Annotated in this window: 22 protein-coding genes and 2 pseudogenes; 19 read left to right on the top strand and 5 right to left on the bottom strand. The window is 73.1% G+C overall.

The window, feature by feature from the left end; genetic code table 11:
* The first annotated feature begins 27 nt into the window (after positions 1 to 27).
* The 6 genes from MB828_RS17680 (at position 28) to MB828_RS17655 (ending at position 7,568) form a co-directional block, all read left to right on the top strand.
* The gene (locus MB828_RS17680) at positions 28 to 966 is read left to right on the top strand and encodes a pseudouridine-5'-phosphate glycosidase (protein ID WP_301649046.1); all 939 of its coding nucleotides are present in this window, start codon (positions 28 to 30) and stop codon (positions 964 to 966) included.
* The gene (locus MB828_RS17675) at positions 963 to 1,634 is read left to right on the top strand and encodes an HAD family hydrolase (RefSeq protein WP_301649045.1); all 672 of its coding nucleotides are present in this window, start codon (positions 963 to 965) and stop codon (positions 1,632 to 1,634) included. The genes MB828_RS17680 and MB828_RS17675 overlap by 4 nt, the downstream gene beginning before the upstream one ends.
* Positions 1,631 to 3,064, top strand: a complete 1,434-nt coding sequence (locus tag MB828_RS17670) for an MFS transporter (protein ID WP_301649044.1) — start codon at positions 1,631 to 1,633, stop codon at positions 3,062 to 3,064. The genes MB828_RS17675 and MB828_RS17670 overlap by 4 nt, the downstream gene beginning before the upstream one ends.
* Entirely contained in the window at positions 3,061 to 3,537 is a 477-nt protein-coding gene (locus MB828_RS17665) for a cupin domain-containing protein (RefSeq protein ID WP_301649043.1), read from the top strand. The genes MB828_RS17670 and MB828_RS17665 overlap by 4 nt, the downstream gene beginning before the upstream one ends.
* 10 nt (positions 3,538 to 3,547) lie before the next feature.
* Entirely contained in the window at positions 3,548 to 3,799 is a 252-nt protein-coding gene (locus MB828_RS17660) for a tautomerase family protein (RefSeq protein WP_301649042.1), read from the top strand.
* Positions 3,800 to 4,538: 739 nt separating this feature from the next.
* On the top strand, positions 4,539 to 7,568 hold the full coding sequence (locus MB828_RS17655) for an AfsR/SARP family transcriptional regulator (RefSeq protein WP_301649041.1): 3,030 nt from the start codon (positions 4,539 to 4,541) through the stop codon (positions 7,566 to 7,568).
* Between the two features lie 91 nt (positions 7,569 to 7,659).
* On the opposite strand, the gene MB828_RS17650 is transcribed toward MB828_RS17655, so the two are convergent.
* Together MB828_RS17650 and MB828_RS17645 are read right to left on the bottom strand one after the other, a co-directional pair.
* Positions 7,660 to 8,106: a hypothetical protein gene (locus MB828_RS17650; protein ID WP_301649040.1), complete on the bottom strand. Its 447-nt coding sequence runs from the start codon at positions 8,104 to 8,106 to the stop codon at positions 7,660 to 7,662.
* Positions 8,107 to 8,326: 220 nt separating this feature from the next.
* Positions 8,327 to 9,517 (bottom strand): hypothetical protein, encoded by a 1,191-nt coding sequence (locus tag MB828_RS17645; protein WP_301649039.1) that lies wholly within the window; start codon positions 9,515 to 9,517, stop codon positions 8,327 to 8,329.
* A 550-nt stretch (positions 9,518 to 10,067) separates the two neighbouring features.
* On the opposite strand from MB828_RS17645, the gene epsC reads away from it, so the two are divergent.
* From epsC to MB828_RS17595, 10 genes are all read left to right on the top strand, one after another.
* Positions 10,068 to 10,664 carry a serine O-acetyltransferase EpsC gene (gene epsC, locus MB828_RS17640; protein WP_301649131.1) on the top strand — a complete coding sequence of 199 codons (597 nt, stop codon included), beginning with the start codon at positions 10,068 to 10,070 and terminating at the stop codon, positions 10,662 to 10,664.
* 73 nt (positions 10,665 to 10,737) lie between these two features.
* Positions 10,738 to 11,724 carry a PLP-dependent cysteine synthase family protein gene (locus MB828_RS17635; RefSeq protein ID WP_301649038.1) on the top strand — a complete coding sequence of 329 codons (987 nt, stop codon included), beginning with the start codon at positions 10,738 to 10,740 and terminating at the stop codon, positions 11,722 to 11,724.
* Entirely contained in the window at positions 11,721 to 12,188 is a 468-nt protein-coding gene (locus MB828_RS17630; RefSeq protein ID WP_133024231.1) for a cupin domain-containing protein, read from the top strand. The genes MB828_RS17635 and MB828_RS17630 overlap by 4 nt, the downstream gene beginning before the upstream one ends.
* An 84-nt stretch (positions 12,189 to 12,272) precedes the next feature.
* Positions 12,273 to 13,241 carry a DMT family transporter gene (locus MB828_RS17625; protein ID WP_301649037.1) on the top strand — a complete coding sequence of 323 codons (969 nt, stop codon included), beginning with the start codon at positions 12,273 to 12,275 and terminating at the stop codon, positions 13,239 to 13,241.
* A gap of 491 nt (positions 13,242 to 13,732) precedes the next feature.
* Positions 13,733 to 14,560, top strand: a complete 828-nt coding sequence (locus MB828_RS17620; RefSeq protein WP_301649036.1) for a cupin domain-containing protein — start codon at positions 13,733 to 13,735, stop codon at positions 14,558 to 14,560.
* 7 nt (positions 14,561 to 14,567) lie between these two features.
* A complete protein-coding gene (asnB, locus tag MB828_RS17615; protein WP_301649035.1) occupies positions 14,568 to 16,436 on the top strand; it encodes an asparagine synthase (glutamine-hydrolyzing) in 1,869 nt (622 codons plus the stop codon).
* On the top strand, positions 16,433 to 17,467 hold the full coding sequence (locus MB828_RS17610; RefSeq protein ID WP_301649034.1) for a PrpF domain-containing protein: 1,035 nt from the start codon (positions 16,433 to 16,435) through the stop codon (positions 17,465 to 17,467). Before asnB ends, MB828_RS17610 begins: the two co-directional genes overlap by 4 nt.
* Complete coding sequence (locus tag MB828_RS17605) at positions 17,446 to 18,621, top strand: acyl-CoA dehydrogenase family protein (RefSeq protein WP_301649033.1); 1,176 nt, start codon at positions 17,446 to 17,448, stop codon at positions 18,619 to 18,621. The genes MB828_RS17610 and MB828_RS17605 overlap by 22 nt, the downstream gene beginning before the upstream one ends.
* The gene (locus MB828_RS17600) at positions 18,609 to 20,012 is read left to right on the top strand and encodes a dihydroorotase (protein ID WP_301649032.1); all 1,404 of its coding nucleotides are present in this window, start codon (positions 18,609 to 18,611) and stop codon (positions 20,010 to 20,012) included. Before MB828_RS17605 ends, MB828_RS17600 begins: the two co-directional genes overlap by 13 nt.
* Positions 20,009 to 20,536 carry a flavin reductase family protein gene (locus MB828_RS17595; RefSeq protein WP_301649031.1) on the top strand — a complete coding sequence of 176 codons (528 nt, stop codon included), beginning with the start codon at positions 20,009 to 20,011 and terminating at the stop codon, positions 20,534 to 20,536. The genes MB828_RS17600 and MB828_RS17595 overlap by 4 nt, the downstream gene beginning before the upstream one ends.
* A gap of 19 nt (positions 20,537 to 20,555) precedes the next feature.
* Here MB828_RS17595 and MB828_RS17590 read toward each other — a convergent pair whose 3' ends face one another.
* Positions 20,556 to 20,678 carry a hypothetical protein gene (locus MB828_RS17590; protein WP_301649030.1) on the bottom strand — a complete coding sequence of 41 codons (123 nt, stop codon included), beginning with the start codon at positions 20,676 to 20,678 and terminating at the stop codon, positions 20,556 to 20,558.
* Positions 20,675 to 21,607, bottom strand: a pseudogene (locus tag MB828_RS17585) (DMT family transporter). The gene MB828_RS17590 and the pseudogene MB828_RS17585 overlap by 4 nt, the downstream one beginning before the upstream one ends.
* Positions 21,608 to 21,647: 40 nt before the next feature.
* Between MB828_RS17585 and MB828_RS17580 the strand changes: the two are divergent.
* Complete coding sequence (locus MB828_RS17580; protein WP_301649029.1) at positions 21,648 to 22,169, top strand: MarR family winged helix-turn-helix transcriptional regulator; 522 nt, start codon at positions 21,648 to 21,650, stop codon at positions 22,167 to 22,169.
* Here the strand turns inward: MB828_RS17580 and MB828_RS17575 are convergent.
* Positions 22,154 to 22,330, bottom strand: a pseudogene (locus tag MB828_RS17575) (arginase family protein); the annotation flags it as partial. The gene MB828_RS17580 and the pseudogene MB828_RS17575 overlap by 16 nt on opposite strands.
* A 142-nt stretch (positions 22,331 to 22,472) precedes the next feature.
* On the opposite strand from MB828_RS17575, the gene MB828_RS17570 reads away from it, so the two are divergent.
* Together MB828_RS17570 and MB828_RS17565 are read left to right on the top strand one after the other, a co-directional pair.
* The gene (locus tag MB828_RS17570) at positions 22,473 to 22,925 is read left to right on the top strand and encodes a hypothetical protein (RefSeq protein ID WP_301649028.1); all 453 of its coding nucleotides are present in this window, start codon (positions 22,473 to 22,475) and stop codon (positions 22,923 to 22,925) included.
* The gene (locus tag MB828_RS17565) at positions 22,922 to 25,735 is read left to right on the top strand and encodes a tetratricopeptide repeat protein (RefSeq protein ID WP_301649027.1); all 2,814 of its coding nucleotides are present in this window, start codon (positions 22,922 to 22,924) and stop codon (positions 25,733 to 25,735) included. The genes MB828_RS17570 and MB828_RS17565 overlap by 4 nt, the downstream gene beginning before the upstream one ends.
* The last annotated feature ends 57 nt before the right edge of the window (positions 25,736 to 25,792 follow it).

The raw sequence follows: 25,792 nt of genomic DNA, 5'->3' as shown, positions 1-25,792 counted from the left end.
GTTCCAGCAACCGTTTGGGAGACTCGTATGAACCCACTGCTGCGTATCAGTGAGGAAGTCGGTGACGCGCTGGCCGAGGGCCGGCCGGTCGTCGCTCTGGAATCGACGGTGATCGCGCACGGTCTGCCGTATCCGGGCAACGTGGAGACGGCGCTCGCCATCGAGAAGGCGGTGCGGGAGTCGGGTGCGGTACCGGCGACCGTCGGGCTGGACGGCGGGCGGTTCACCGTGGGGATGTCCCCCGACGACATGGAGCGTTTCGCGGTCGGCACCGGTGTGCCGAAGGTGTCGAGCCGCGACGTCGGTGTCGTGCTGGCGGGCGGCGGCATGGGTGCCACCACGGTGGCGTCCTCCCTCGTGGCCGCCGACCTCGCCGGCATCCCGTTCTTCTCCACGGCGGGGATCGGGGGCGTCCACCGGGGCGCGAGCGAGAGTTTCGACGTCTCCGCCGACCTCGTGCAGTTCACCCGCAGCAAGGTGGCCGTGGTGTGCGCCGGGGCCAAGAGCATCCTCGACCTGGGGCTCACCCTGGAGTACCTGGAGACGCTGGGGGTGCCGGTGATCGGTTACCGCTTCGACGACTTCCCCGCCTTCTACTGCCGTTCCAGCGGTCTGCGGGTGCCGCAGCGGATCGACGACGCCGACGGCGTAGCCCGGGCGCTCCGCATGCACTGGGCGGCCGGCCTGCCGGGCGGTGCGCTGGTCACGGCCCCCATCAGTGAGGAACACGCGCTGGACGGGGAGGCGATGGAAGGAGTGATCCAGGAGGCGCTGGGCGCCGCGGAGCGGGACGGGGTACGCGGCCCCGCCGCGACCCCCTACCTGATGAAGGCGGTCTCACGGGCCACCGAGGGACGTTCCGCCGCAGCCAACCGGGAGGTCCTGATCAGCACCGCCCGGCTCGCCGGACACCTCGCCGTCGCCTACGCGGCGACCGCCGTGCCCGCCGGGGAGGTCGCGGCATGACCTCCGTGTTCGTCTTCGACATCGACGGCACCCTCGCCGACACGCCCGCCGCCATCGCCGGACTGATCGGTGACGTGGTCCGCGACTTCGGCGCCCGCCCCAGCCGGCAGGACGTGCTGGCCACCGTCGGCAAACCCCTGGAGGCCTCCCTCGCCGGACTGCTGGGCACCGGCGTCCACGACGCCGTGACCGCCGAGGCCGCGGCCCGCTACCGCCGCCGTTTCACCGACGACCTGCTCAGCCGGGGGCCGCGACTCCTGATGCCAGGCGTGGCCGAGGGCCTGGACCGGATGCGGGCGGCAGGGCACCCGCTCGCCGTCGCCACCTCCAAGATCCAGGCGAGCGCGTACGCCCTGCTGGAGGCCACCGGCATCCTCGACAAGTTCGACACCGTGGTCTGCCACGACATGGTCGAACACGGCAAGCCGCACCCCGACATGGCCCTGCGGGTCCTGTCCGAACTGGGCGCTCACCCTTCACAGTCCTGGTATGTCGGGGACACCGTCACCGACATGGCGATGGCACACGCGGCCGGCCTGCGGACCGTCGCCGTCTCCTACGGCGTCGACACCGCGCAGGCGCTCACGGCCGCCGGCGCCGACCATGTCGCGGCGGACTTCCCGACGGTGACCGACCTGCTGCTCCAGCCGACCGGAGTCCTGTCATGACCGTCCGCACCGAAGAGACCGCCGCCCCGGCGGCCAACCGGTTCACCGGCCGCATGGCCGCCGCCCTCCTGGCCCTGTCCATCGCCCAGTTCCTGGTGGCACTGGACTACTCGATCATCTACGTGGCCCTGCCGAGCATCGGATCGGGACTGGGCCTGGCCCCCGAACGGCTTCAGTGGGTGGTGTCGGCGTACGCCGTGTTCTTCGCCAGTTTCCTCGTCGTCGGCGGTCGCGCGGCGGACCTGACCGGTCCGCGCAGGCTCTTCCTCGGCGCGCTGGCCCTGTTCGGACTGGGCTCCCTCGCGGCCGGGTTGGCCGGTGACCAGTGGCTGCTGATCGCCTCCCGTGCCGCCCAGGGCGTCGGCGCCGCCGCCCTGACGCCGTCCATGCTGGCCCTGATCGGCGCCGCCTTCCCGGCCGGGCCCGTGCGCTCCCGGGCGCTCGCGATCTGGGGGGCGCTCGGTGCGGTGGGACTCGCGGCGGGTGTGCTGATCGGCGGTGTGCTCACCTCGGTGCTGTCCTGGCGGTGGGTGTTCTTCGTGAACGTCCCGCTCGTCCTGGTCACCGTCGCCCTCGCGCTGCGGGTGCTGCCGCCCGGGACACGCACCCGGGCGTCGGTCCGGCATCTCAACGTCCCCGGCGCGGCCCTGTTCACCGGTGCCGTCCTGTGCCTGGTGGCGGCACTCACGCAGGCCGCGGTGGACGGCTGGACCTCCCCGTCCTGTCTCGGCTGCCTGGCGGCGGCTCTGGCACTGGCCACCGCCTGGACGGTGTACGACAGGCGGCCGGCCGCCACCGCCCTGATCCCTCCGGAGCTGCTGCGGGTGCGCTCGCTGGCGGGCGCGAGCGCGATGTCCGCGCTCTACATGGCGAGCGTGGGCGCCGAGTTCTTCCTGATCACCCTCTTCCTCCAGGACGTGTGGGGCTACGGTGCGCTGGAAGCCGGCATCGCCTTCCTGCCGCTGACCCTGAGCGTGGTCGCGGGCAACCTCGTCACCGGGAGGCTCGCGGAGCCCTGGGGCATCCGCCGTACGCTCGCCACCGGGTTCGCGGTCGGCGCGGCGGGGCTGGCCCTGCTCGGTATCGGCACGAGCGGCTCCGGCTACTGGACCGGCGTGCTGCCGGGCCTGCTGGTCAGCGGGCTCGGCCAGGGCATGGCCTTCGCGGGGATGTACATCGCGGGCACCAAGGACGTGCCCGACAGCGACCAGGGCACCGCGTCCGCGGTGCTCACGACCACCCAGTACACGGGGGGTGCCACGGGCCTGGCGGTACTGGTCCTGATCCTCGGTGGCGCGCCGGGGGACACGGCGTTCGGCCGGGCCTACGCGCTGACGGCCGTACTCGCCCTGGCCGCCGCGGCGGTGGCGCTGTGGACGCTGTCGGGCCGAGCCGGGGTCGCCCGGCCGGATGCCGGGGGCGGGCGATGACCTGGCCGCGGGTCGTCGGACCCGGTGCCGGTCCCGGGACCGTGGTGGGCGGCACCCCGGTGTCGTTCCTGGTCACCGGGGACGACACGGCCGGCCGGTTCGGCCTCACCGAACACCGGCTCCCGCCCCGGGCGCCCGGAGCGCCGCTGCACTTCCACAACGAACTGACCGAGATGTTCTACGTGGTGGACGGCGACGTGCTGCTCACGCTGGGCGCGGAGCGACGCATCGCGTCTCCCGGGACGTTCATGCTGGTGCCGCCCGGGACCAGCCACGCGTTCGGCAACCCCGGGACCGACCCGGCCACCCTGCTGGTGATGTTCACCCCGGACGGCGGCCGGGAGCGGTACTTCCGCGAACTGGGCGAGCTGCTGGACTCCTCGCCCGAACCCACCGCGGAGATGATGGCGGAACTGGCACGCCGATTCGACCAGTTCCCGGCGACCGAGGGCCTTGTGCGGCCCGGACAGTGAGGAGAAGACCATGCCTGTCGTGACCGTGGACTGGTGGAAGGGCAACGACCGACAGAAACGAGCCGATCTCGTGGGCGAGCTGACGGCCACCGTGGCCCGGATCGCGGGATGCCCGACGGATGCGGTGACGGTCCTGGTGAGGGACATAGAACAGGATCACTGGGGTCGGGGCGGGGTGCTGGCCGACGCCCCGGCACCGGTGTCCGTGGACCGCCCGCCGGTGCTCGCCGACGTCCCGCACCAGGGATCGGCACCTCGTTGAGATGACCTTGTGCATACGGTGGGTGGCCGGCGGCAGTGTGTCGCCGGCCGTCCGCCGTGCGCGCGCCCGCTCGGGCACGCAGGCCCCTCCGCACCTGCGCGCCGGTCAGCCCACGGGTGCGGTGCCCTTCGACCACCCGAGGGTGGACTTGGTTGTACAGGGCACCTGACCGGCCCCGCAGGTGCGGATGTCCCGTCTGTGAAGCGGGTGCGGACACACCTGCCGTACGGGCGCTCCCGGTCCTCGTTACCACTGGTCCCGGGCCGTCCGGTCCAGGCCGTGTCGTACGGCCGGCGTCGGCGAAGGCATCGGCCGACGCCCGGACAGCTCCGATGACATGATGCATAGTCACTCACTGTGAAGGGCAGGCGAGTTGGCCCGCGCGGCGCGAACTCCGGCCTCCCGTACGCCGGGGCAGGCCGCCGCACCGCCCGGACCGCCTGCCGCCGCCATCCGTCCGCGCGTCACCGGCCACCGGCACCCCGTCCACCTGCGCAAGCACCGGACACCCGCGAGAGCCTGTCCGATATCGAGCAGCGTGCTCCGGCTCGCCACGCCCACGGCCGGCAACGCGCACCACTCGGTCCGCCGATGGGTGAGAATGCCAGCAACGACGTCGGCCGCCCTGTGCCGTTCACTGCGGAACGTGAAGGAACGGGAGGCCGTCTCGGTCTCCCTCGGTCCCCGCGGTCGGGCGGTGTCACGGCAGCCGTCCAGGACCGAGGAGAGGACACGTGCCATGCACCAGACAGTGCCCATCCGCTTCCGCATCCTCGGATCACTGGAATGTTGGGACGCGGACGAACGCATCCACGTCGGCGGACCCGTGAGTGAGCGCGTGCTGGTGACCTTGCTCCTGGAACCGCAGCGGGTCCTGCCGGTCCACCGCCTCATCGAGGCCGTCTGGGACCAGGACGCGCCCGCGACCGCCGCCCACCAGGTCCGCAAGGCCGTAGCCGAGCTGCGTCAGCGCATCCCCGAGGGACGGACCCTGATCGCGACGGACGGACCCGGATACCGCGCCTCGGTGACGCTCGAACAACTCGACCTGCTCCAGTTCACCGACGCGCTGCAACGGGCCCGCGACCACACCGCCGCCGGCCGGACCGCGGAGGCCACGGCGCTGCTGCGCGAGGCACTCGCCCTGTGGCGAGGGCCGGTGCTGTCCGGCAGTGGCGGCGCCGTCGTCGACGCGGCCTCCGCGTCGCTCGAGGAGCGGCGGATGGCCGCGGTCGAGCAGCTCTTCGACCTGCGCCTGGAAGCCGGCGAAAGCTCCGAGCTGATCGCCGAGATCCGCGCCGCCATCCGTGACAACCCGCTGCGCGAGGCCCTGCGCGGTCAGCTCATGCTCGCCCTGTACCGCTCCGGGCGCCAGGCCGAGGCCCTGGAGGAGTACGGCACGATCCGCGCCGTACTCGACGAGGAACTCGGGATCCAGCCCGGCACGTCACTGCGCGAGCTCCACCAGGCCATCCTGCGCAACGACCCCTCGCTGACCGGCACCGCCCCGAAGACCCCGCCGGCGCCCGCCGTGAGCGGCGGGCGCTCCACCCTCCCCTACGATCTGCGCGACTTCACCGGCCGCGAGGAAGAACTGCACAAGCTCCTCGGCTTCATCGAGGACGCCGACGGCACCGGACCCCTCATCGTCGCCATCGACGGAATGGGCGGCAGCGGCAAGACCTCGCTCGCCGTCCGCGCGGCACACCAGCTCACCGAACGCTACCCGGACGCCCAACTCCACCTCGATCTACGGGGATACACCCCCGACGAGGAACCCCTCACTCCGGCGGCGGCAGCCGAGGCGCTGCTGCGCATGCTCGGCGTTCCCGGCGAACGGATACCCGACGATCCGCAGGGCCGCATCGCCCTGTGGCGCGCCACCATGACCAGACACAGGATGCTCCTGCTGCTCGACAACGTAGTCGACGAGTCCCAGGTACGGCCCCTGCTGGCCTCCCCCACCAGTACCGTCGTCCTGGTCACCAGCCGCGCCCTGCTCGTCGACCTGGACGCCGCGCACTCGATCTCCCTCGGCACCATGGCCCCGCCCGACAGCGTCGCCCTCGTGGAGAGCATCATCGGCGACCGCCGGGCGCAGGCCGAACCCGAGGCAGTCGCCGAACTCGCGGACCTCAGCGGCCACTTACCCCTGGCGCTGCGCATCGCCGCGGCCCGGCTGCGCAAGCGCCCCCGCTGGAGCGTGCGTTACCTCGTGGACCGGCTCCGTGACGACACCCACCGCCTCGCCGAACTCAGCGCGGGCGAACGGAGCGTCGAGGTCACCCTGCGGCTGTCGTACGAGGGACTGGACGCCTCCTACCGCAAGTCCTTCCGGCTGCTGGGCCAGTACCCCGGCGCCGAACTGGACGTCTACACGGCGGCGGCCCTGCTCGACCTCGGGACCCGCGACGCCGAGGACGTCCTGGAGTACCTCCTCGACATGCATCTCGTGCAACAGCACGAACCCGGCCGCTACGCCTTCCACGACCTGGTGCGCAGCTTCGCCCACATGCTGTCGCGCACCCGGCACTCGGGCGGCACCGGTGAGTTCAGCGAAGAGGCGGCAGGCGCCGTGCGCCGGCTGATGGAGTACTCGCTGACCGCCTCGGACGTCGCCTGCGACCTGCTCTTCCCCGGCAGGGTACGGACGCCCCGGCCGACGCCGTCGTCCGAACCGGAACTCGCGCCGCTGAGCACTCCGGAAGCCGCCCGGGACTGGTTCGAACGCGAACAGGACAGCCTGCTCGCCGCGATCGCCCTGGCCTTCCGCCGGGACCTCGACCGCGAGGTGGCGCTCCTCGCGGCGAACGTTGTCTTCCATCTCGACCTCCGGGGCCGGCTCGACGAGTTCCTCGCGCTCTGCCACACCGCCGTCGCCGCGGCCCGGCGCCTCGGCGAGGCCGACCTGCTGCGGCTGAGCCTGTCCAACCTGGCGGTCGCCTGCTGGAAACGCGGCCGCTTCGAGGACGGCATAGCGGCGGCCGTCGAGGCCCATGAACTGGCGGTCGACATCGGTGACCGCCGGGGACAGGCCAAGGACACCGGCGTGCTCGGTCTGCTGCTCGCCACCACCGGCCGGTTCGACGAGGCGCTTCCCCGCCTTGAACAGTCGATCGCCCTCAAGCGTGAACTGGGGGCTGAACGAGCCGAGGCGGAGTCCTTGTCGAACATCAGCACCGTGCACATGGAGCGCGGTGACTTCCCGGAGGCGGTCCGTACGGCGACCCGCTCCATCGGCCTCGCCCGCAAGATCGGCGCGCTGGAGAAGGAGCTGGTGGGGCTCGGCGACCTCGCGCAGGTCCAGTTGGCGATGGGCGACGTCGAGACGGCGGCCAGGACGCTGGCGGTCGCACGTGAGCGGGCGCCCGGTGTCGTCGCTCCGGCGGAGCGGGCCGTGCTGCTGATCCTCTCCGCGGAGGCCGAGGACCGGCTCGGGCGCGGCGAGCAGGTGCTGCCCTGGGTGGAGGAGGCGCTTGCCATCAAGGGGCTGGAGGACGCGCCGGTCCGGGAGGCCGCGGTGTGGAACGCGGCGGGGCGCTTCTTCCGGCGCGGTGGCGATCACGAGCGGGCGCTGACCCTGCACCGGCAGGCGCATGCGTCCGCCGTACGGCTCGGCCACCAGGTGGAGGAGGCCTACGCGCTCGACGGCCTCGCGCGGTCGCTGGCGTCTCTCGGGGACACGGCGGAGGCGGCCGAACGGGCAGCCGCCGCGCGGGAGGCGTTCCGTGCCATGGGAATCCCCGGCCGGGTCCGCCTGGGGGAATGACGCTCACGACACGAGATGCCGGTGCCCGCCGTTCGACACGGCGGGCACCGGCATCTCGTGGGTACTGCGGGGTGGGGGGGAGGAGCCTCGGTCAGACGGCGACGACGTTGAGCCCTTCGTCCCCGTCCGCGACGAGGTTCGGCCCCTCGTCACCATCCGCACCGACCGCGACGACGTTCGGTCCCTCATCACCGTTCGCACCGACCGCGACGATGTTCGGTCCCTCATCACCGTTCGCACCGACCGCGACGATGTTCGGACCCTCATCACCGTTCGCACCGACCGCGACGACGTTCGGACCCTCATCACCGTTCGTGCCGGCCGCAACCACGTTCGGACCCTCATCACCATCCGTACCGACCGCGACGACGTTCGGACCCTCGTCACCGTTCGTACCGGTCGTGGCCACGTTCGGGCCCTCGTCGGACGCGGGTGTGAGGGCGTGGACGAGGGAGACGCGGGGCACGAGGTTCGGGCCTTCGTCCGAGGCGGGGCCCGTGGCCGTCGCGCCGACGGCGACACCGAGGCCGAGAGCCACGGTGATCGCCGCGGTGGCGAAGAGGCCCGCCGAGGTTCCGAAACCCTTGCTGGTCATGAGATCCGCCTTCTGTCGTCACGGTCTGCGGTGCTGACAGAAAGAAAGGTCTCGTCGGCCGCTCCCGGGACATTCCGCATCCGTTACCGGGACGTCGGCCCCGGGAGGGAAGGACTCGGGAATGGGGTCGGGATGCCGGGAACCGCCCACGGCGGTGGGCGGTTCAGGCGCGGTCGGGGCTTCGGCTGATCTCGGCGCGCAGCAGGCTGCCCACCGCCGCGACGGTCCCCGCGGCGTCCTGCGGCGAGTCCGCGCTCAGCATCACGTAGCCCTCGGAGCTGTGGCCGTCACCGGGAATGTCGTCCCCGGACTCGTACGGGAAGTGCACCCGGTGGACGCCCGGCAGCTCGGTCACCGCCTCCAGTCCGGACACCGACAACAGCCGTCCCGTCGGCAACCGGTAGGTCGCCACCGCCGCGTACCGGTCGGCCGTCGGCGCGCTCACCGGCTTACCGGCGAGCGCCTGCACCAGCTCCTCGTCCGCGCTGAAGCCCGTCGCGACCTCGATCAGGGAGGCCAGCGGTTCGTCCGGGAACCCGGACCGGGACCGGACCACCCGCGGTCCGTCGGCCGTCAGCACGACCACGGTGTAGGCGTACCCGAACTCGTATCCGGCAAGGTCGAGCAGTTCCGTCACGATCGCGCGTGCCTCCGCCTCGTCCCGTTCCGCCAGGGGCGCCGGGAAGAGGTGACAGCCCGGGTGCCAGGCACCGTGCAGGGCCACCACGCCCAGGACCCGGTGCATTCCGTCCGCCGTGAGGGTCACCACGCCGTACTCCGGGCCTTCCAGATACTGCTCGACCAGGTAGGCCCGCTCTCCCGCCGGCTCCCCCGCGGCCGCCCGCCCGGTGCCGGAGTCCAGCGAGCGGACGGTGACCGGCCCGCCGATCTCCTCGACCGCGGCGGGCAGTTCCTGTGCGGTGCGGGCCCGCGCGGCCGGGACGTAGGAGTGCCGGCTGCCGTTGAGCAGGGCCCGCATGGCGGCGGGCTCACCCAGCAGACGGGCCGCGTCGGCCGGGTTGGGGGTCACGCCGAGGCGGGCCGCGGTCCCGGCGACCGCGGGCAGTTCGGCCGTGCCGGCGAGGGCCAGCAGCCGTTGCGTGCCGTGGGCTTGGACCGACACCGTGATGGCTTCGGTCAGCGCGGCCTCGTCGGTCAGGTCGACGAGGTCCACGGGCACCCCCGGCGGGATGGTGCCGTCCGTGGGCAGCGGTGTGTCGGTGAGTATCCGTACGGCGAAACCGGCGGCGACCGCCGCGCGTACGAGGCGCGGCGACGGGCAGATCAGCAGGACCCGCTGCGCGGCGTCGCTTGCCGGACATGGCTCTTGTTCGTGGTCGGCCGTCGCACTCATGGCTGGGTCCTCGTCTCCTCGGCGGCGGCCGGGATCCGCCGGACGCCGTGGTCGCTCGCGTTCCGGGTACCCCCGGCAACTGGTCGTTCGTACATGGGTGACTGCTCTCTCGCAGGGTGAGTCGCCCGGCCGGCCGTCCTGGCCGTGCCCCCGCGCAGACGGGCGCGGAGCGGGGCTCGGGGGAAGTGTCCCGCCGGGCGTTCCCGGATCGCTCCCCCGCCGCTCCCGGCCGGGGCGCGGTCGGGGCCCGGACGTCGCCGGCGGCTGTCCGGTCCCGGGCGGGGCGCGTGGTCACGGCCGGGGATCCGGGCGGGAAGAGAACGGGAACGGCGGCGGCGATGCTCTCCCCGAGGCCCGGACCCCACGGTGACCGCCGTGTTCCGGGTTCCCCGCTCCGCCCCGGGACACGGGTCCCGGCACCTTCCGCGACCGCCCCTCGAGCACTGGAGACTCCGTGAGCGCCACTTCCAAGGAGCCCGCGTCCGTCCTGCCGTTCCGGCGGGCCGGCTCGGACGCCGCCCGCGCCGTGCCGTCCGCCACCCCTCCCGACATGACCGGCACCGGTCTGCTCCGTCTGATGCGCGAGGACCTGCGGGTCGTCGTCGAGCGGGACCCTTCCGTCCACGGCCTCCTGGAGGCTGCGCTGCACCCCGCGCTGACCGCGCTGTGGACGCACCGGGTGGCGCACCGGCTGCACACCCGGGGGCACCGGATGACGGCGCGTCTGCTGGCCCGCTGGGCGCGCCGGCTTACCGCCGTCGAGATCCACCCCGGTGCGGTGCTCGGCCGCCGGGTCTTCATCGACCACGGAGCGGCGGTGGTGATCGGCGAGACCTGCACCGTCGGCGACGACGTGACGATCTACCACCAGGTGACGCTGGGCGCGGTCGGCTGGTGGAGCGACAACGCCAGGCCGGAGGGCGACCGCCGGCATCCGGTGGTGGGCCGCAACGTCATCCTCGGGACGAACGCCACCGTGCTCGGCCCGGTGACCATCGGCGACGACGCGGTGATCGGTGCGCAGGCCCTGGTCAACAAGGACGTGCCGCCGGGGATGCGGATGCTGGCGGCCACCGCGACCGGACGGACGCCGAACCGCCCGGCCGAGGACGTCGTCGCGAGCATCGCGTCGGCCGGTTCCTGGTAGCCCCGGGCTACGGTCCGTCTCCTCCCCGACTTCTTCCGGCTGCATACGACTTCATCTGACGAGGAATCACATCATGCCCACTCTGGCACCCCGCCCGCCCCGCTCCCCCCTGCCGCCCCCGGTCCGCCCGGCCGTCGCCGACGGGATCGACGAACTGGTGGGCGGTACCCCGCTGATCCGCCTCAGACTCCAGGGCCTGGCGCCGGGCGCCGAGGTGCTGGCCAAGCTGGAGGCGGCCAACCCGATGTCCAGCAGCAAGGACCGGGCGGCGCTGTACATGCTGAAGGCCGCCGAGGCGCGCGGCGATCTCGCGCCGGGCGGCACGATCGTCGAGGCCACCTCCGGCAACACCGGTATCTCGCTCGCCGCCCTGGCCGCGGCGCGCGGCTACCGCTGTGTCATCGTGCTGCCCGACAACGCGACGACCGAGCGGGTCCGCCTGCTGTCGGCGCTGGGCGCCGACGTCGTGCAGACCCCCGCCGAGCTGGGCTATCCGGGCGCGATCGAGAAGGCCGAGGAGATCCACGCGGCCACCGCCGGCTCCTGGTTCCCCTGCCAGCACGAGAACGCGGACAACGTCGAGGCCCACTACGCGACGACCGGCCCCGAGATCACCGCCGCCCTCGCCGCGACCGGGCGCCGCGCCGACACCCTCGTCTGCGCGGTCGGCACCGGGGGGACCCTCACCGGCATCGGCCGTCACCTGCGCGAGCAGGACCCCGGCGTGCGGATCGTCGCCGTCGAGCCGGAGGGTTCCCCGCTGCTGTCGGCCGGGCGGGCCGGACGTCACCGCATCCCCGGTCTCAACGGCGGTTTCGTCGCTCCGACCACCGATGTCTCCCTGATCGACGAGGCGATCGCCGTCAGTGACGCGGACGCACTGCGTACCGCCCGCGAACTCGCCGCGGGACAGGGCCTGTTCGTGGGCGTGTCCGCCGGGGCCGCGGTGCACGCGGCACGCCTGGTGGCCGCCCGTCCCGAGTACCGCGACCGGTGTGTCGTGACCGTGCTGCCGGACACCGGCGAGCGCTATCTGAGCATGTGGGAAGAGAGCTCATGACCCTCCTGGTGTCGACCCTGAAGAGGTTCGGGGACGCCGTCACGGTCCGGATCGGGCAGACGACGACCACCCGGTACATCGCCCTCGCCGAGACCACCGACGGCCGGCTCGGCCTCTTCCACCACCACATGCTGCCGGGCGCCGCCGGAGCGGCCCCGCACTACCACACCCGCATCTCGGAGTCCTTCTACGTCATCTCGGGCGAGGTCACCGTCCACGACGGCACCGGCTGGCACAAGGCCCACGCCGGCGACTTCCTGCACGTGCCCGAGCACGCCGTGCACGGCTTCCGCAACGACAGCGACGCGCCCGCGGAGATGCTGATCATCTTCACGCCCGCGGAGAACCGCGAGGCCTACTTCACGGGCCTGGCGGAGCTCCTCGCCGACGGCAACGTGCCGACGCGGGCCGAGATGGTGGCGCTGATGGAGAAGTACGACCAGTTCGAGGTCGACGAGCCCTGATCCCGCGTGCTCCCCCGTCCCCTGTCCCACTCCCGACCCTGTCCCACTCCCCCGTCCCCGTTCGCAACCTCCAGGAGTCATCGGATGCATCCCGTCAACTGGGCCCGCTTCGGGCTGCTCGCCGCGCTGTGGGGGTGCAGCTTCGCCTTCATCAAGGTGTCGCTGCACGCCTTCGCACCGCTCCAACTCGCCTTCGGACGGCTCCTCGTGGGCGCCGTCGTGGTCTCGGTGATCCTCACCGTGACCAAGGGCTCCTTCCCCGGCCGCCAGGTCTGGGGGCACATCGTCGTCGCATCGGTCTTCGGCAACGTCGTGCCGTTCACCCTCTTCGCCGTCGGTGAGCAGCACACCACCGCGAGCGTGGCCGGCGTCATCCAGGGTGCCACCCCGCTGGTCACCCTGGGGCTCGCCGCCATGGCCATCCGCACGGAGAAGCCCACGGCCCGCAAGGTCGCCGGTCTCGTGATCGGCTTCGCCGGGCTGATCGTCGTCGTCGGACCGTGGCACACCGACGGATTCGGTTCCGTCGGCGGCCAACTCGCCTGTGTCGGCGCGGCGGTCAGCTATGCGATCAGCTTCGTCTACGTCCGCCGCTTCATCGCCCCGTACAAGATCCCGGCGCTCGCCGTGACCGCGGGGCAGCTCACCTCCGCCATGGTCATCACCGGTCTGATCACCGCGTTCACCGTCGGCTGGGACCTGCCGGGCGAGCTGACGGCGGGCCCGCTGCTCTCGCTGCTGGTCCTCGGCGGCGCTTCCACGGGCATCGCCTTCGCCCTGATGAACCGGCTCATCGCGGACGCCGGTCCCACCACCGCGTCCGGCGTCAACTACCTGGTCCCGGTGTTCTCCGTGATCGTCGGCGCGTCCGCCCTCGGCGAGAGCATCACCTGGAACGTACCGGTGGGCGGCGCCGTGGTCATCGCCGCGCTCGCCCTGGCGGAGGGACGGCTGCCGCTGCCGGCGCGCCGCGCAGCCGACTCACCGGTGGCGCAGAAGGTGCCGCCGGCGGCCGACCGGTCCCGGACCGCGGCCACCCGGGAGGCCTGCTGACAGGTGCCCCACCGGCCGGTCACGGCCTCCGTGTGAACGCCGTACGGCGCGCCCCTGCCCAGGGGTGCGCCGTACGGCGTTCACGTGTACGGCGGCCACGGCCCGGGACGCCGGCGGCCACCGCACGGTCCCGGCCGCCGCCCCCACCGTTCCCCGAGGGGTCGCAGGGGCCGGGAGCGACCCGGGAGACAACCGGGAACCCGTGGCGCGAACCTTCCATAGAGCAAGGGAAACACCACGACGGCCCCCGCACCTGCCGACGTGAGCACCGACCCCGGCCGCTCCCGCCGGCCTTGACCGGCGGGGCCGTGGTCCCGGCGCACGCCGGCGCCGCCTCGCCGCACGCGAAGGGCCGGGCGGCACCCGCCCGTCGGCCTGCCGGTGACGCCGGCCGGCCGGGCCGCCGCCGGACTCCCCGCTCCCCGCTCCCCCACCGCACCCGTCGGCCGGCCCCACTCCGGCAGGCCTTCGAACACAGGAAGCAGCCCAGCATGCCCGCATCCACCGCAGCCCCCGCCGCCAGCGCCGTCACCGCACTGGGTGACGCCCGCATCATCACCGCGGCCGAGTTCGCGTTCCATCCCGTTCCCGGCGGCCGCACCACGGTGGCGACACCCGTCAGTCCCGCGGCGGGCGCCACCCATGTCACCCTGCACGTCGTCCGGATCGCGGCCGGCGAGTCGTACACGCCCGAGCACAGCGCCTCCGAGGAGAACACCGTCGTGGTCTTCGCGGGCGCCGGCACCGCCGCGGTCGGCGAGCACGCCCGTCCCGTCGAACGCGGTTCGGCCGCCTACGCCCCGACCGGCCACGTCCTCACCCTCAGCGCCGACGAACCGGGCATGACCGCGTACGTGTGGCGCACCCCGCTCGCCGGCGCCCCCGCCGGCAGCGACCCGGTCCTGCACTCCTCGCTCTGGGACGACACCACCCAGCTGCGCGGTTTCGACGGGACCGGCCAGGTCGAGGCCGCCGAACGCCGGGCCACCATGAACTTCGTCTTCTGGCCCGGCACCGGCAGCAGTCGGCTGTGCCTGCACTGCGGCATCCAGCAGCCGGGCGAGACCTTCAACGTCCACCTCCACCCCGACAGCGACGAGGCGTTCATCGCCTTCGAGGGCGTCGGCCAGATGTACCTGCGCGACCGCTGGATCGACGTCGCCGCGGGAGACGTCCTGTACGCGGCGCCCGGCGTCCTGCACGGCGCCCGCAACCCGCACACCGGCCCCACCGCCCGCCGGTTCGTCACCTGCGGCGGTCCCAGCCCGTACGACCCGGCGCTCTACTCCGCCGCCGGCCACTCCTCACAGGTCAGGTGAAAGCAGCGTGTGCCGCATATACGGAACCTTCAACGTCCACTCCGACGAGGCCGAACTGCGCCGCGTCGCCGACCTGATGCACCACGGCGGTCCCGACGCCCAGGGCGTCACCCACCGGGCCGACTGGGCGCTCGGCAACAACCGGCTGTCCATCATGGACCCCGAGGGGGGCGCCCAGCCCTACCACCTCGGCCGGATCACGGTGGTCTTCAACGGCGAGATCTACAACCACCGCGAGCTGCGGGAACGGCTGACCGGGCTGGGCTTCCACTTCGACGACCAGTGCGACGGGTCGATCCTGCCCGCGCTGTACCTGACCTACGGCGACCGGTTCGCCGAACAGCTGGACGGCATGTACTCCGTCGCGGTCATGGACCTGCGGTCCACACCCCGGATGGTGCTGGCCACCGACGACTCGGGCATGAAACCGCTCTACTACCACTGGGAACGTGCCGCCGGCCGCTTCCGGTTCGCCTCGGAACTGCCGGCCCTGCTCGGCTTCACCGGGGTTCGGGCCGAGGAGGACGAGACGGGTCTGGACGCCTACCTGACGTCCAAGACCCCGTTCGGGGACCGCACCATGTTCCGGGGCGTGCGGGTGCTGCCGCCCGCCGCGACCGCCGTGGTCAGCCACCGCGACGGACTGCGCATCAGGCACCGTCCGATGGCCCACGAGCAGGGCCTGCGCCCCGACGAGGGCCGCTCCCTGGAACAGGCCGGCGAGCAGCTGCGCGCCCTGCTGTCCGACGAGGTGGCCCGGCTGCTGGTGGCGGACGCCCCGGTCGCGGCCGTCACCTCCGGAGGGCTCGACTCCAGCCTGGTCACGGCGCTCGCGGCCCGGGCGCTGCGGGCCGGCGGCGGCCACGGCAGTCTGCACACCTTCAACATCGCCTACACCGGTACCTGGCCCAGCGACGAACGCGCCTACGCCGCCGAGGTCGCACGCGCCTCGGGCACCCGGCACCACCAGGTCGAGATCGACCCGGCGACCTTCCCGGACCTGATGGGCGACGTGGTGCGCCACCTCGGGCAGCCCAACGCCGACCCGATCACCCTGTCCACGTTCTCCCTCTTCCGCGCGGTGCGCGACGCCGGTTTCAAGGTCGCCCTCACCGGCGACGCGGCGGACGAACTCTTCGGCGGCTACGCCCGTATGACGCAGGCCGTCGCCGCGCACCACGGCTCGGACTGGGCCGAGGACTACCTCGACCACCTGGCCGCCGTCCCCCGGGCGCTGCGCGAGAGCCTCTACACCGACGAGTACGCCTTCGCGGTGCGCGCGGCCGGACCGGCCCTGCCGGCGGACATCCGGCAGATCCTGCGGAGCAGCCCCGGCACCCGGCTCCAGCGCATCGCCGCCGTGGAGCAGCGCTACCGGCTGCCCGCCTACCACCTGCGGCGCGTCGACCACCTGTCGATGGCCAGCTCCATCGAGGTGCGGCTGCCGTTCTGCCAGCCCTCCGTCGTACGCTTCGCCGCCACGCTGACCGACAGCCACCGGCTGGTGCCGGGTCTGGGCGTGAAGCGGGCCCTGTACCAGGCCGCGGGGGGGCTGATCCCGCGCAGTGTGCTCGACCGCCCCAAGCAGCCTTTCACCCTCCCGGTCACCGCGATGCTCGCGCCCGGCCAGCCGCTGTGGGCCCTCGCCCGCGACGTGCTGTCCCCCAACACGCTCCGCGCCGACGGCCGGATCCGCCCGGAGCGGGTGGCCGCGCTCTTCGAGGAGCAGGCCGTCCGGCCCGGCGACAGCGTCTCGTTGGCCCTGTGGTCGCTGATGTCGCACCAGCTGTGGCGCCAGGAGTTCTTCGCGACGGCGGCGACCACGGCCCCCGCCGCGCTGCGCACGGCGGACCGGGTTCTGCTGGAGGCGGCATGAGCGTCAGTCTCGCGCGGGCGCACGGCACCCCGTGCCCGACGGCCGTGGTCGACGCGCGCACCCTGCCCTCCTCGGAACCCGAACTCCTCGACCGGCTCACCCGGTTACGCATGGCCCTGGCCGACCACGGGGCCGCGGACGTCCTGAAGAACGCGCTCGTCCAGCCGTCCCGGCACCCCCTGTTCGACCTGGACTACCGGTTCGTCCAGTCGATGCCGGACCGGCTCGACAGCTTCGACCTGCGCGGCTCCTGCGGGCACTCCATCCTGGCCGCCGTGGAGGCGGCCGCCCGTACCGGCATGATCCAGCCTCTCGTGGCGGGCTGCCGGGTCCGCGTGAACGTGCTCAACAACGGGGACAACGTGGTGTGCGAGGCCGAGGAGACCTCCGCGGAGGGCACCCGCTTCACCGCCCACTTCCTGTGCTCGCCGGCGCGGCCGGTCAACGAGCTGCTGATCACCGGTGAACCGGTCACCGGCATCCGCTTCGAAGGGCGCACGGTCCCCGTCTCCCTGGTCTCTATGGGCAATCCGTACCTCTTCGTGAACGCCGCGGAACTCGGTGTCCGCACGGTCGAGGAGCTCTTCACCGACGATCCCGTCCTGTTCGACCGGATGAGCGGGCTGCGTCTCGCGGTGTGCCGGGAGCAGGGCTGGGACACGGCCGGCGCCTTCCCGAAGGTGGCGGCGCTGCTTCCCGACGGCCCCGGCGCCCTCGCCGTGCGCGCCATCTCCGTACCGTCCTGGCATCCGACCGTGGCCCTCACCGGTGCGACCTGCCTCGCCGCGGGGGCCGCCGTGGCGGGCACGATCCCGTACCTGCTGTCCGGTGCCGCGGACCAGCCGGAGGACGGCATGCTCGCCCTGCGCACGCCCGGCGCCACCGTCCGTGCCTCGGCCCGTACGACGGGCGGTCCCGGCGACCGCAGGCTCGCCTGGATCTCCGTCGCGGAGAAGCAGGTCGACTACCGCGGTCCCTTCCTTCCCGCCTCCACCTCCGAGGAGTTGTCATGGCTTCCGCTGACAGCCTGACCGTGGCCGACGTGCCGGCGCTCACCGAGCCGCCCGTCGCCCGGCCGGGCACCACGCTGACCGTCCCGCTGCGGGAGCGTCTCGCCGCCTGCGCGCGGACCGCGGACGCCACCGGCGAACCCGACCGGCCGGCACTGGCCCTGCTGCGCGAGTCCGGGCTGCTGGGTCTGGCGCTGCCGTACGAGTACGGCGGCTCCGGTGCCGACGCCCACGGTCTGAACACGGCCGTCGAACAGGTGGCGCAGGTCAACGCCTCCGCGTCGATCATGCTGTTCCAGCACTACGCGGTCAGCAGGCGCATCCTCGAACACGGCAGTCCGGCCCTGCGCCGCAGGCTGCTGCCCCGGCTCGCCCGGGGCGACTGGCTCGCCGCCTCCGCCTGGAGCGAGACGGGCGCGGGCGCGAACAAGAAGCACCTGTCCACCACCGCCCGCCGCACGTCCGACGGCGGCTGGGTCGTCGACGGCGCCAAGTCCTTCACCACCAGCGCCGGCCTCGCCGACATCTACCTGGTGCTCGCCCAGACCGAACAGGCCGCCGCGGACGCCGCTCCCGACACCGGTTACGGCGCGGCCGGCCAGACCTTCTTCCTGATCCCGGCCGACACCCCCGGCCTCGAGCCGGACACCTCGCTCCAGCTGACCGGCATGCGGGGGTCGGCGACCGGCTTCGTCTCCGTGCACGACTGCCGTGTCCCGGACACCGCACGGCTCGGGCCGGTCGGTACGGCCGCCTCGATCATCGCCGGGGTCCGGGACAGCGGCGCCACGCTCGGCGCCGTCTCCGTGGGGCTCGCGCAGGCGGCCCTCGACCTCGCCCACGAGCACGCCGCACGGCGGGGGCTGACGGCCCAGCAGGCCGTACGGCACCGTCTGGTCGACATCGCCTGCGAGGTGGAGGCGGCCCGGGCGATCGTCGAACGGACCGGCCGGCGTACGGCTCCCGACCCCGGGATCGCGACGCTGCATTCCAAGCTCTTCGCCGCCTCGGCCGCCGAACGCGTCGTCAACGCGGTCGAGCGGTTGCTGGGTTCGGCCGGCTATGTCGCCTCGCACGAGATCAACCGATACGGCCGCGACGCGCGCGCGGTCGCCCTGATGGGACCGACCAACGACCTCTGCAAGGAACTGGTGAGTCTGACGTGGAACAGGTGAAGCCCGTGTCCGCCGGCCGGCCCGCCGAGCTGATCGTCGAGGGCGGCCGCCTCGTGACCCCCGACGGCGTCCGCGACGCGACGGTGATCGTCCGTGACGGCCGGATCGCCGAACTGCCGGCACCCGGCGCGCCGTTGCCCCCGGGTCCGCGGATCGACGCCCGCGGCCAGTACGTGCTGCCGGGGCTGATCGACTCCCATGTCCACTTCCGCACCCCGGGCCTGGAGTACAAGGAGAACTGGGACCACGGCAGCCGGGCCGCCCTCGTCGGCGGTGTGACCACCGTGATCGACATGCCCAACACCCGCCCGCCGTCGCTCGACGAGGCCGCTCTGCTCGCCAAGGCCGAGCTGATCGAGGGAACTTCGTGGACCGACTACCGCTTCCACATGGGTGCCGACCCGGACCGTCCCGAGCTCCTGGCCGAGCTCGATCCGCGGATCGCGACCTCCGCGAAGATCTTCATGGCCGGCCACCACACGGCACCGGTGGTGTTCCGGGACGACGAGCAGTTGCGGCGGGCCTTCGCCGCGGCCGCGCGTGGCGGTGTCCGTCTGGTCCTGCACGCGGAGGACCAGCACGTCTTCGACCTCCTCGACGCGGACGCGGGGATCCCCGACTCGTACGGCCAGTACGAGCCGCACCGCCCCCGCTCGGGTGGCATCGTCGCGGTGGCCCAGGTCATCAGGCTGGTCCGCGAGTACGGCACGAAGGCCCACATCCTGCACGTGTCGTCGGCGGAGGAGGCCGACCTGCTGACGGCGGCGGCCGCCGAGGGGCTGCCCCTCACGTTCGAAGTGACCGGCCACCACCTGTCGTTCACGCACGACGACACCACCCGGCGCGGCCCGCGTACCCGGCTCTCCCCCGCCATCCGCGAGTGCCGGGACCAGAAACGGCTGTGGCGGGCCGTGCTGAACGGCGAGGCCGCCACGCTCGGCAGCGATCACGCGCCGCACACGGTCGAGGAGAAGAACCGTCCGCCGGCCGAGGCACCGCCGGGTCTGCCCGGCGTCCAGGAGCTGGCCACGGGTGTCTGGACCGGTCTGCTCACCCGCCGCACGGATCCGGACGAGGCCGCCGCGCACCTGGCCCGGCTGATGGGTGAGGGGCCCGCCCGCCTCTTCGACCTGCCGGGCAAGGGACGGCTCGAACCCGGGGCGGACGCCGATCTGGCACTGTTCGACCCGTCGGCGCGGTGGCAGTTCTCGGCTCGTGACGTGCGGTCGCTGTGCGGCTGGTCCGCGTACGAGGGCTGGACCTTCACCGGCCGCTTCACCACCACGGTGCTGGCCGGCCGCGTCCGCTGGGACATCCGTACCGGCTTCACCGGCCGTCCTGAGGGCCGCTGGCTGCGGGGCTCCGCACGGCCGCTGGAGGTGGCCCGGTGAGCCCGGCCCTGCTGGCCGACCAGACCTCGGCCACGACCGCCCCGGACCTCGCCGACTCCTTCCGCGCCGCCATGTCCGCCCTGGCCGCCCCCGTCACCATCGTCACCTGCTACGACGACCGGGGCAGACCGCGTGGCCTGACGGCGAGCGCCGTCAGTTCACTGTCGCTGGCCCCGCCGTTGTTCCTGGTCTGTCTCGACCGGGCCTCACGCACGCACGACGTGCTGACCGGGGCCGAGGACTTCGCCGTCCATCTGCTCGGCCCCGGCGAGGAGCACCTCGTCGACCGCTTCACGCAGCCGGCCGAGCAGCGCTTCGCCGGCCTTCCTCTCGGCGCGGGTCCCGACCGGGCCCCTGTGATCGCCGGCGTCTCCCTGGTGCTGCGCTGCGTCCGCCACCGGCTCCTGGAGGGAGGCGACCACACGATCCTGGTGGGCCGGGTCACCGAGGTGAGCGGCGAGCCCGCGCACGCCGGCGGCCTGCTCTGGCACCGACGCGGTTTCGCGCACGCGCGCCGCCCGTGACCGCGCCCGGGGGCCGTTGTCACCGTCGCGACGGTGACAGCGGCCCCCGGGCGTCGGTCGAGCCGGGCGTGGTCGGCGAGCGGCGGAGGTAGCCGGGGCACTCCACGAGGTGGTCGCCGGTGTCCGGGTCCGTGGTCGTCATGGAGAGGTGTGCGCCGAGGAGGACGGCGCGGGACACCCGCCGGCTTTCGGACGGCGAGGTGTCCGACTGCTGTCGTGCCGTACCGCGCGTCTGGGCCGGCCCAGGACGACTGCGGCCAGGACCAGGACCAGACCGCACAGTTGCCGTGCGTCCAGCGTCTCTCCGGCGACGGTGGTGCCGAGCAGGACGCCGGTGACGGGGTTGAGCAGTCCGATCAGGCCGACCGTCCCCGCCGGCAGGTGCCGCAGCCCGGTGAACCAGGCGACGAAGGCCAGCGCGGTGGCGATCAGGGCGACGTAACCGAACGCGAGGAGCGTCGGCGTCGTGAGCGCGGGCGGCGGGCCCTCCACGGCAGCGGCGGCCACGAGCAGGAACAGCCCGCCCGCGGTGAGCTGCCAGGCGGTCGAGGCGAGGACGTCGACGTCGGCGCTCCACTTCTTGGTCAGGATGTGCCCGAAGGAGGACACCAGCATGGCGGCGGCCGACGCGAGAACCCCCGGCACGCTCACCGCTCGCGTCCCGGTGAGCAGCATGAGGCAGACCCCGGTGAGTCCGATCGCGGCGCAGGCCAGGTGCGTCGCGTGCGGCCGCTCGGACATCAGAGGCCAGGCCACCAGCATCATCGCCAGCGGGGAGACCGCCATGACGGTCGAGGCGACGCTGGTCGGAAGCAGTTGGGAGGCGATTTACACGAGGACGAAGAACACGCTCATGTTGAGCAGTCCCAGCACCGCCGACCGCCACCACCAGGCGCCGCGCGGCCGTTGTCTGCGCAGGGCGAGCAGGACGAGGCCGGCGGGCAGGGCCCGCAGGGCGGCGCCGGTGAGCGGCCGGTCGGTGGGCAGGAACTCGTGAGTGACGTAGTAGTTGGTCCCCCAGGCGACCGGTGCGACGGCGGTCACGGCCACCCAGCGCAGATTAGCTTCCATGGAAGCCAATATAGCTTCCCGGGAAGCTATCATGGGACGCATGGAGCACGGTGAACCGATGGACCGCGTGGCCCGCATCCAGGCCGACTGGCGCCGCGAGCGCCCCGACCTCGACGTCAGTCCCCAGGGCGTGATCGGCCGGCTGCATCGTCTGGCCGACCGGCTGACGGAGGAACTCTGCCTCGTCTACGCCCAGTACGGGCTGAGCGAGGGCGAGTTCGACGTCCTGTGCGCGCTGCGCCGCGCGGGAGATCCCTACGAGCGGGCGCCCGGTGAGCTGGCCGCGCACACCATGGTCACCACCGGCGCGATGACGAAGCGGATCGACCGTCTGGAACGGGCCGGGCTCGTGACCCGCCGCCGTTCGGACGACGACCAGCGCGGCCGGATCGTCGCCCTCACCAGGCCCGGTCGTGAGCTGATCGACCGGGCATTCGACGACCACATGCGCAACGAGCGCCGCCTGCTGGACCTGCTGACGCCCACCGAGGCCGGGGCGCTCGAAACACTCCTCACCACCTGGCTCGCCGGCATGGAGCATCCGCAGTCGCCGCGGTCGTAGCGGGGCGGTACGACCACTCCGCCCTCCTGCGCTCCGAGCCGCTGTACCAGCCGCTGTTCGCGCAGCGCGCCCGCCGGTTTGTAACAGCCGGGCACACCGCCTTCGGTGGGCGGCCGCAGGCCGAGATCGGACGGAGCGTCAATGACGACGGGACGACGCATCCGGCCGTTTTCACCGCGCCAGACCGCACGAGCCACAGCATTTCGGCAGTACGGACGTCGCCGTGCCCCGGTCCGCCGACGCGTTTCCTATGGTTCTGGTGTCGGCAGGGGCGGTATCCGCTGCCCGAACGAGGGAGATGACATGGCTGATCCGGAAGCCGCTCTGGTGATGACGGCGGCCACGACGGTCGTGGCTGCCATGGCCACCAGCGCCTGGCAGTCCGTACGCGACGGTGCCGTACGCCTCTTCCGGCGGGCCGGCGACGACCACCGGCGTTCCGCGCTCACGCAGTTGGACGAGGACGCCGCACTGGTGTCGCGGTCGGAGGACGCCGCCCGTGCGCGCCAGGCGCTGGCGGCCGCCTGGGAGTTGCGTCTTGCCGACCTGATCCGCCGGCATCCGGAAGTGCGGGACGAACTGCGGGATTTCGCGGAGCAGGCAGCCGCCGCGTCGGCGCGGTCCGAGCGGGCCTGGGTGCAGACGAACGTCGCCCGCGACGGCGGCCGTGTCTTCGCGGCGCAGGGCGGCGATGTCGTCGTCCACCACACGCCGCCCCAGCGTACGGAGCCTCCGTCGCCCGGGAGCGACGGGTGACCGGCGAACCGGCGGGCGCCCGCCAGGTCGTACAGGTGGAGAGCGGTTACGGGTACGGCGCGGTCGGCGCCTCCGTGCACGTCTTCCAGGACCGGGGGCCGGTGTACCTGCTGACCGAGCACCGCCCACCGCAGCCCGCCGGGGCCGAGTGGCTGCCGGCGCAGCCGAGCCGGATGCTCGACGCCCGTCATCAGGTGGTGGAGTTCGCGGGCCGTCGAATGGAGCTCGACGACCTGGCCGAGTGGCGGGACTCCGCGGCTCGGCGGCTGTCGGTGCGCTGGCTGCACGCCCCGGGCGGGCAGGGCAAGACACGGCTCGCCGACGAGTTCGCGGCCCGCAGCCAGGCCGCCGGGTGGAAGGCGGTCGACGCCCTGCACGGGCCGACGGCGGGGATCGTGCCGTCGCCGGGCAGCCAGGATCTGCGGTTGCGTCATGAGCGCGGGCTGCTGCTGGTGATCGACTACGCCGACCGCTGGCCCACCTCACACCTCAAGTGGCTTTTCGGCAACGCCCTGTTGCACCAGTCCGTCCCCACCCGAGTACTGCTGCTCGCCCGGTCCGCCCAGCCGTGGCCGGTGCTGCGCGCCGCCCTGACGAAGGTGGGGGCCGACGGCCGGGCCCAGGCGCTGGCGCCGCTGTCCGACGGGATCGGTGAGCGCGAGCGGATGTTCACCGCGGCCCGGGACTGCTTCGCCGCCGGTTACGGTCTCACCGCACCCACGGAGGTGCGGGTACCCGGTTCGCTCTCCCTGCCCGAGTTCGGCCTCGTGCTCGCCGTGCACATGGCAGCCCTGGCCGCGGTCGACGCCCACGTGCACGGCGTACGGCCTCCCGAGGACCTGGCCGGCCTGTCCTCGTATCTGCTGGCCCGGGAACAGGACCACTGGCAGGTGCTGTACGAGGCCGCGGAAGAGGGCAAGGACTACGCCACGCGTCCGGCCGAGATGGCGCACACCGTCTTCGTCGCCGCCCTGACCGGCGCGCGGACCTACGAACGTGGCGCCGCGCTGCTGCGGGGCCTCGACCTGCGCTCCGACCCCTACCGGAGGCTGACCGACCACGCCGTCTGCTACCCGCCCACCGACCCCGGCACGGCCCTGGAACCCCTGTATCCCGACCGGCTCGCCGAGGACTACCTGGCCCTCGCCTTCCCCGGCCATTCCGTCGCGGGCGAGCATCCTCCGGTCCCCTGGGCCGCGTTCACCGCTCAGGCGCTCGCCGCGCGCACGGCGCAGGGCGAACCGCCCGCACACATCAGCCGCCTGATCACCTTCCTCGCGTCCGCCGCCGGGCCGGGCCGCTGGCCTCACCTGGCGCCGCACCTCGGTGCGCTCGTCCGGGCCGATCCGGCCCTCGTGGTCGCGGCGGGCAGTGCGGCGCTCACCGCGGTCGCGAACGTCACCGCCCTGGACCCCGCCGTCCTGGAAGCCGTCGAGGCGCACTTTCCGCGCGGCCGGGACGCGGACCTGGACCCGGGCGTCGCGGCCGTCGCCGCGCGCCTGGCCCGGCACCGTCTGGCCGACGCCACGAACCCCGTCGACCGGATCCACGTCAACATGACGCTGGCCGGCCGGCAGTCGCACGCCGGCCTCCACGAGGACGCCCTCGCCGCCCAGGACCAGGCCGTGGCACTCCTCGAAGAACTCGTCGCACACGAACCGCGGTCGGCCGAACCGGTGTTGGCGGTGACGCTGAACGACCGCGGCGTCACCCTGCTGGCGCTGAGACGCTGGAGGGCCGCCGTGGCCGACGAGCGACGGGCGGCGGACCTGTACCGGCGGCTGGCGCTGTCCGATCCGCGGACGTACGAGCCGTCGCTGGCCGTGGCGCTGTCCCATGTCGGCGTCGGGCTCTCCCACCTCGGCCGGCACCAGGAAGCCCTCGACGCGGAACTGGAGGCGGTGGAGATCCTCGAGCGGTTCGCCGCGGCCGAGCCGGGGAGGTACGAGTCGGAACTCGCCGCATCGCTGTCCAACCTCGGCACCCGCCTTTCCGAAGCGGGCAATTGGCAGGACGCGCTGCCCGCCGCCGAGAGGTCCGTGGCCGTCCGCCGTCGACTGGCCCGGGACGATCCCGGTCAGGAACTGCCCGGACTGGCCCGCTCGTTGTCCAACCTGGGGCAGCGGCTGCGGGATCTGGGGCGCTGGGAAGAGGGCCTGGGCGCCGAACAGGAGGCCGTTGAGATCTTCGAACAGCTCGTCAGGGCCAACCCGGCCGCCTACGAGACGGCCTTCGCCCGGTCCGTGGCCAACCTGGCCACCCATCTCGCCCACTGCGGCCGGCACCTGGAATCCCTGGCCCGTGCCGAGCAGGCCCTGGTGATCCGGCGCCGCCTGGCCGAGGCCGCGCCGGACGCCCACGGCCTCGAACTCGCTGAATCGCTTGCCGGGTTCGGCTCCGCGCTCGCCGAGGTGGGGCGGCACGAGGAGGCACTGACCTCGGCCACCGAGGCCGTCCGCCGTCTGCGCGACCTCACCGAGACCGAGCCTGCGGTCCACCGGGACCGCCTGGCGCGCGCCCTGGCCACCTTCGCCAAGGTCAGCCTCGACGGCGGCCACGACCTGGCCCCGGCCCTGACCGCGTCCGACGACGCGCTGGAGATCTACCTCGAACTGCGCGCCCAAGACGGCCGCGCCTACGAGCCGTTCATCGCGGCCGTCCTCGGCGTGCACGCCGACCTGCTCCGCGCGGCGGGCAGAACCGTCGAGGCGGACGCGCTCCACCGGTTCCTCCGCACCGGCGACCCGACGGAGATGACCGGCATGATGTTCCCGCTCCGTCCCCGCCCGCCGCGCCGACGGCCGGAGTAGAACCACTCACCTTGGGCCGCCCGCAACGGCGTTGCCGTCACCCGTACCGGTGGCCGG

This window comes from Streptomyces arenae (assembly GCF_022343545.1).
Taxonomy (GTDB): Bacteria; Actinomycetota; Actinomycetes; order Streptomycetales; family Streptomycetaceae; genus Streptomyces; species Streptomyces humi.
The sequence above is the reverse complement of the archived record's forward strand: the minus strand, read 5'-3'. Positions and strand labels throughout refer to the sequence as shown.

What these genes read in the sequence shown, in the direction of transcription:
- MB828_RS17590 (WP_301649030.1), bottom strand. Translation starts at nt 20,678, where the DNA reads ATGACGACCACGGACCCGGACACCGGCGACCACCTCGTGGAGTGCCCC.
- MB828_RS17660 (WP_301649042.1), top strand. Translation starts at nt 3,548, where the DNA reads ATGCCTGTCGTGACCGTGGACTGGTGGAAGGGCAACGACCGACAGAAA.
- MB828_RS17665 (WP_301649043.1), top strand. Translation starts at nt 3,061, where the DNA reads ATGACCTGGCCGCGGGTCGTCGGACCCGGTGCCGGTCCCGGGACCGTG.
- MB828_RS17625 (WP_301649037.1), top strand. Translation starts at nt 12,273, where the DNA reads ATGCATCCCGTCAACTGGGCCCGCTTCGGGCTGCTCGCCGCGCTGTGG.
- MB828_RS17570 (WP_301649028.1), top strand. Translation starts at nt 22,473, where the DNA reads ATGGCTGATCCGGAAGCCGCTCTGGTGATGACGGCGGCCACGACGGTC.
- MB828_RS17645 (WP_301649039.1), bottom strand. Translation starts at nt 9,517, where the DNA reads ATGAGTGCGACGGCCGACCACGAACAAGAGCCATGTCCGGCAAGCGAC.
- MB828_RS17630 (WP_133024231.1), top strand. Translation starts at nt 11,721, where the DNA reads ATGACCCTCCTGGTGTCGACCCTGAAGAGGTTCGGGGACGCCGTCACG.
- MB828_RS17580 (WP_301649029.1), top strand. Translation starts at nt 21,648, where the DNA reads ATGGAGCACGGTGAACCGATGGACCGCGTGGCCCGCATCCAGGCCGAC.
- MB828_RS17635 (WP_301649038.1), top strand. Translation starts at nt 10,738, where the DNA reads ATGCCCACTCTGGCACCCCGCCCGCCCCGCTCCCCCCTGCCGCCCCCG.
- MB828_RS17620 (WP_301649036.1), top strand. Translation starts at nt 13,733, where the DNA reads ATGCCCGCATCCACCGCAGCCCCCGCCGCCAGCGCCGTCACCGCACTG.
- MB828_RS17655 (WP_301649041.1), top strand. Translation starts at nt 4,539, where the DNA reads ATGCACCAGACAGTGCCCATCCGCTTCCGCATCCTCGGATCACTGGAA.
- MB828_RS17670 (WP_301649044.1), top strand. Translation starts at nt 1,631, where the DNA reads ATGACCGTCCGCACCGAAGAGACCGCCGCCCCGGCGGCCAACCGGTTC.
- MB828_RS17675 (WP_301649045.1), top strand. Translation starts at nt 963, where the DNA reads ATGACCTCCGTGTTCGTCTTCGACATCGACGGCACCCTCGCCGACACG.
- MB828_RS17680 (WP_301649046.1), top strand. Translation starts at nt 28, where the DNA reads ATGAACCCACTGCTGCGTATCAGTGAGGAAGTCGGTGACGCGCTGGCC.
- MB828_RS17605 (WP_301649033.1), top strand. Translation starts at nt 17,446, where the DNA reads ATGGCTTCCGCTGACAGCCTGACCGTGGCCGACGTGCCGGCGCTCACC.
- MB828_RS17610 (WP_301649034.1), top strand. Translation starts at nt 16,433, where the DNA reads ATGAGCGTCAGTCTCGCGCGGGCGCACGGCACCCCGTGCCCGACGGCC.
- epsC (WP_301649131.1), top strand. Translation starts at nt 10,068, where the DNA reads ATGACCGGCACCGGTCTGCTCCGTCTGATGCGCGAGGACCTGCGGGTC.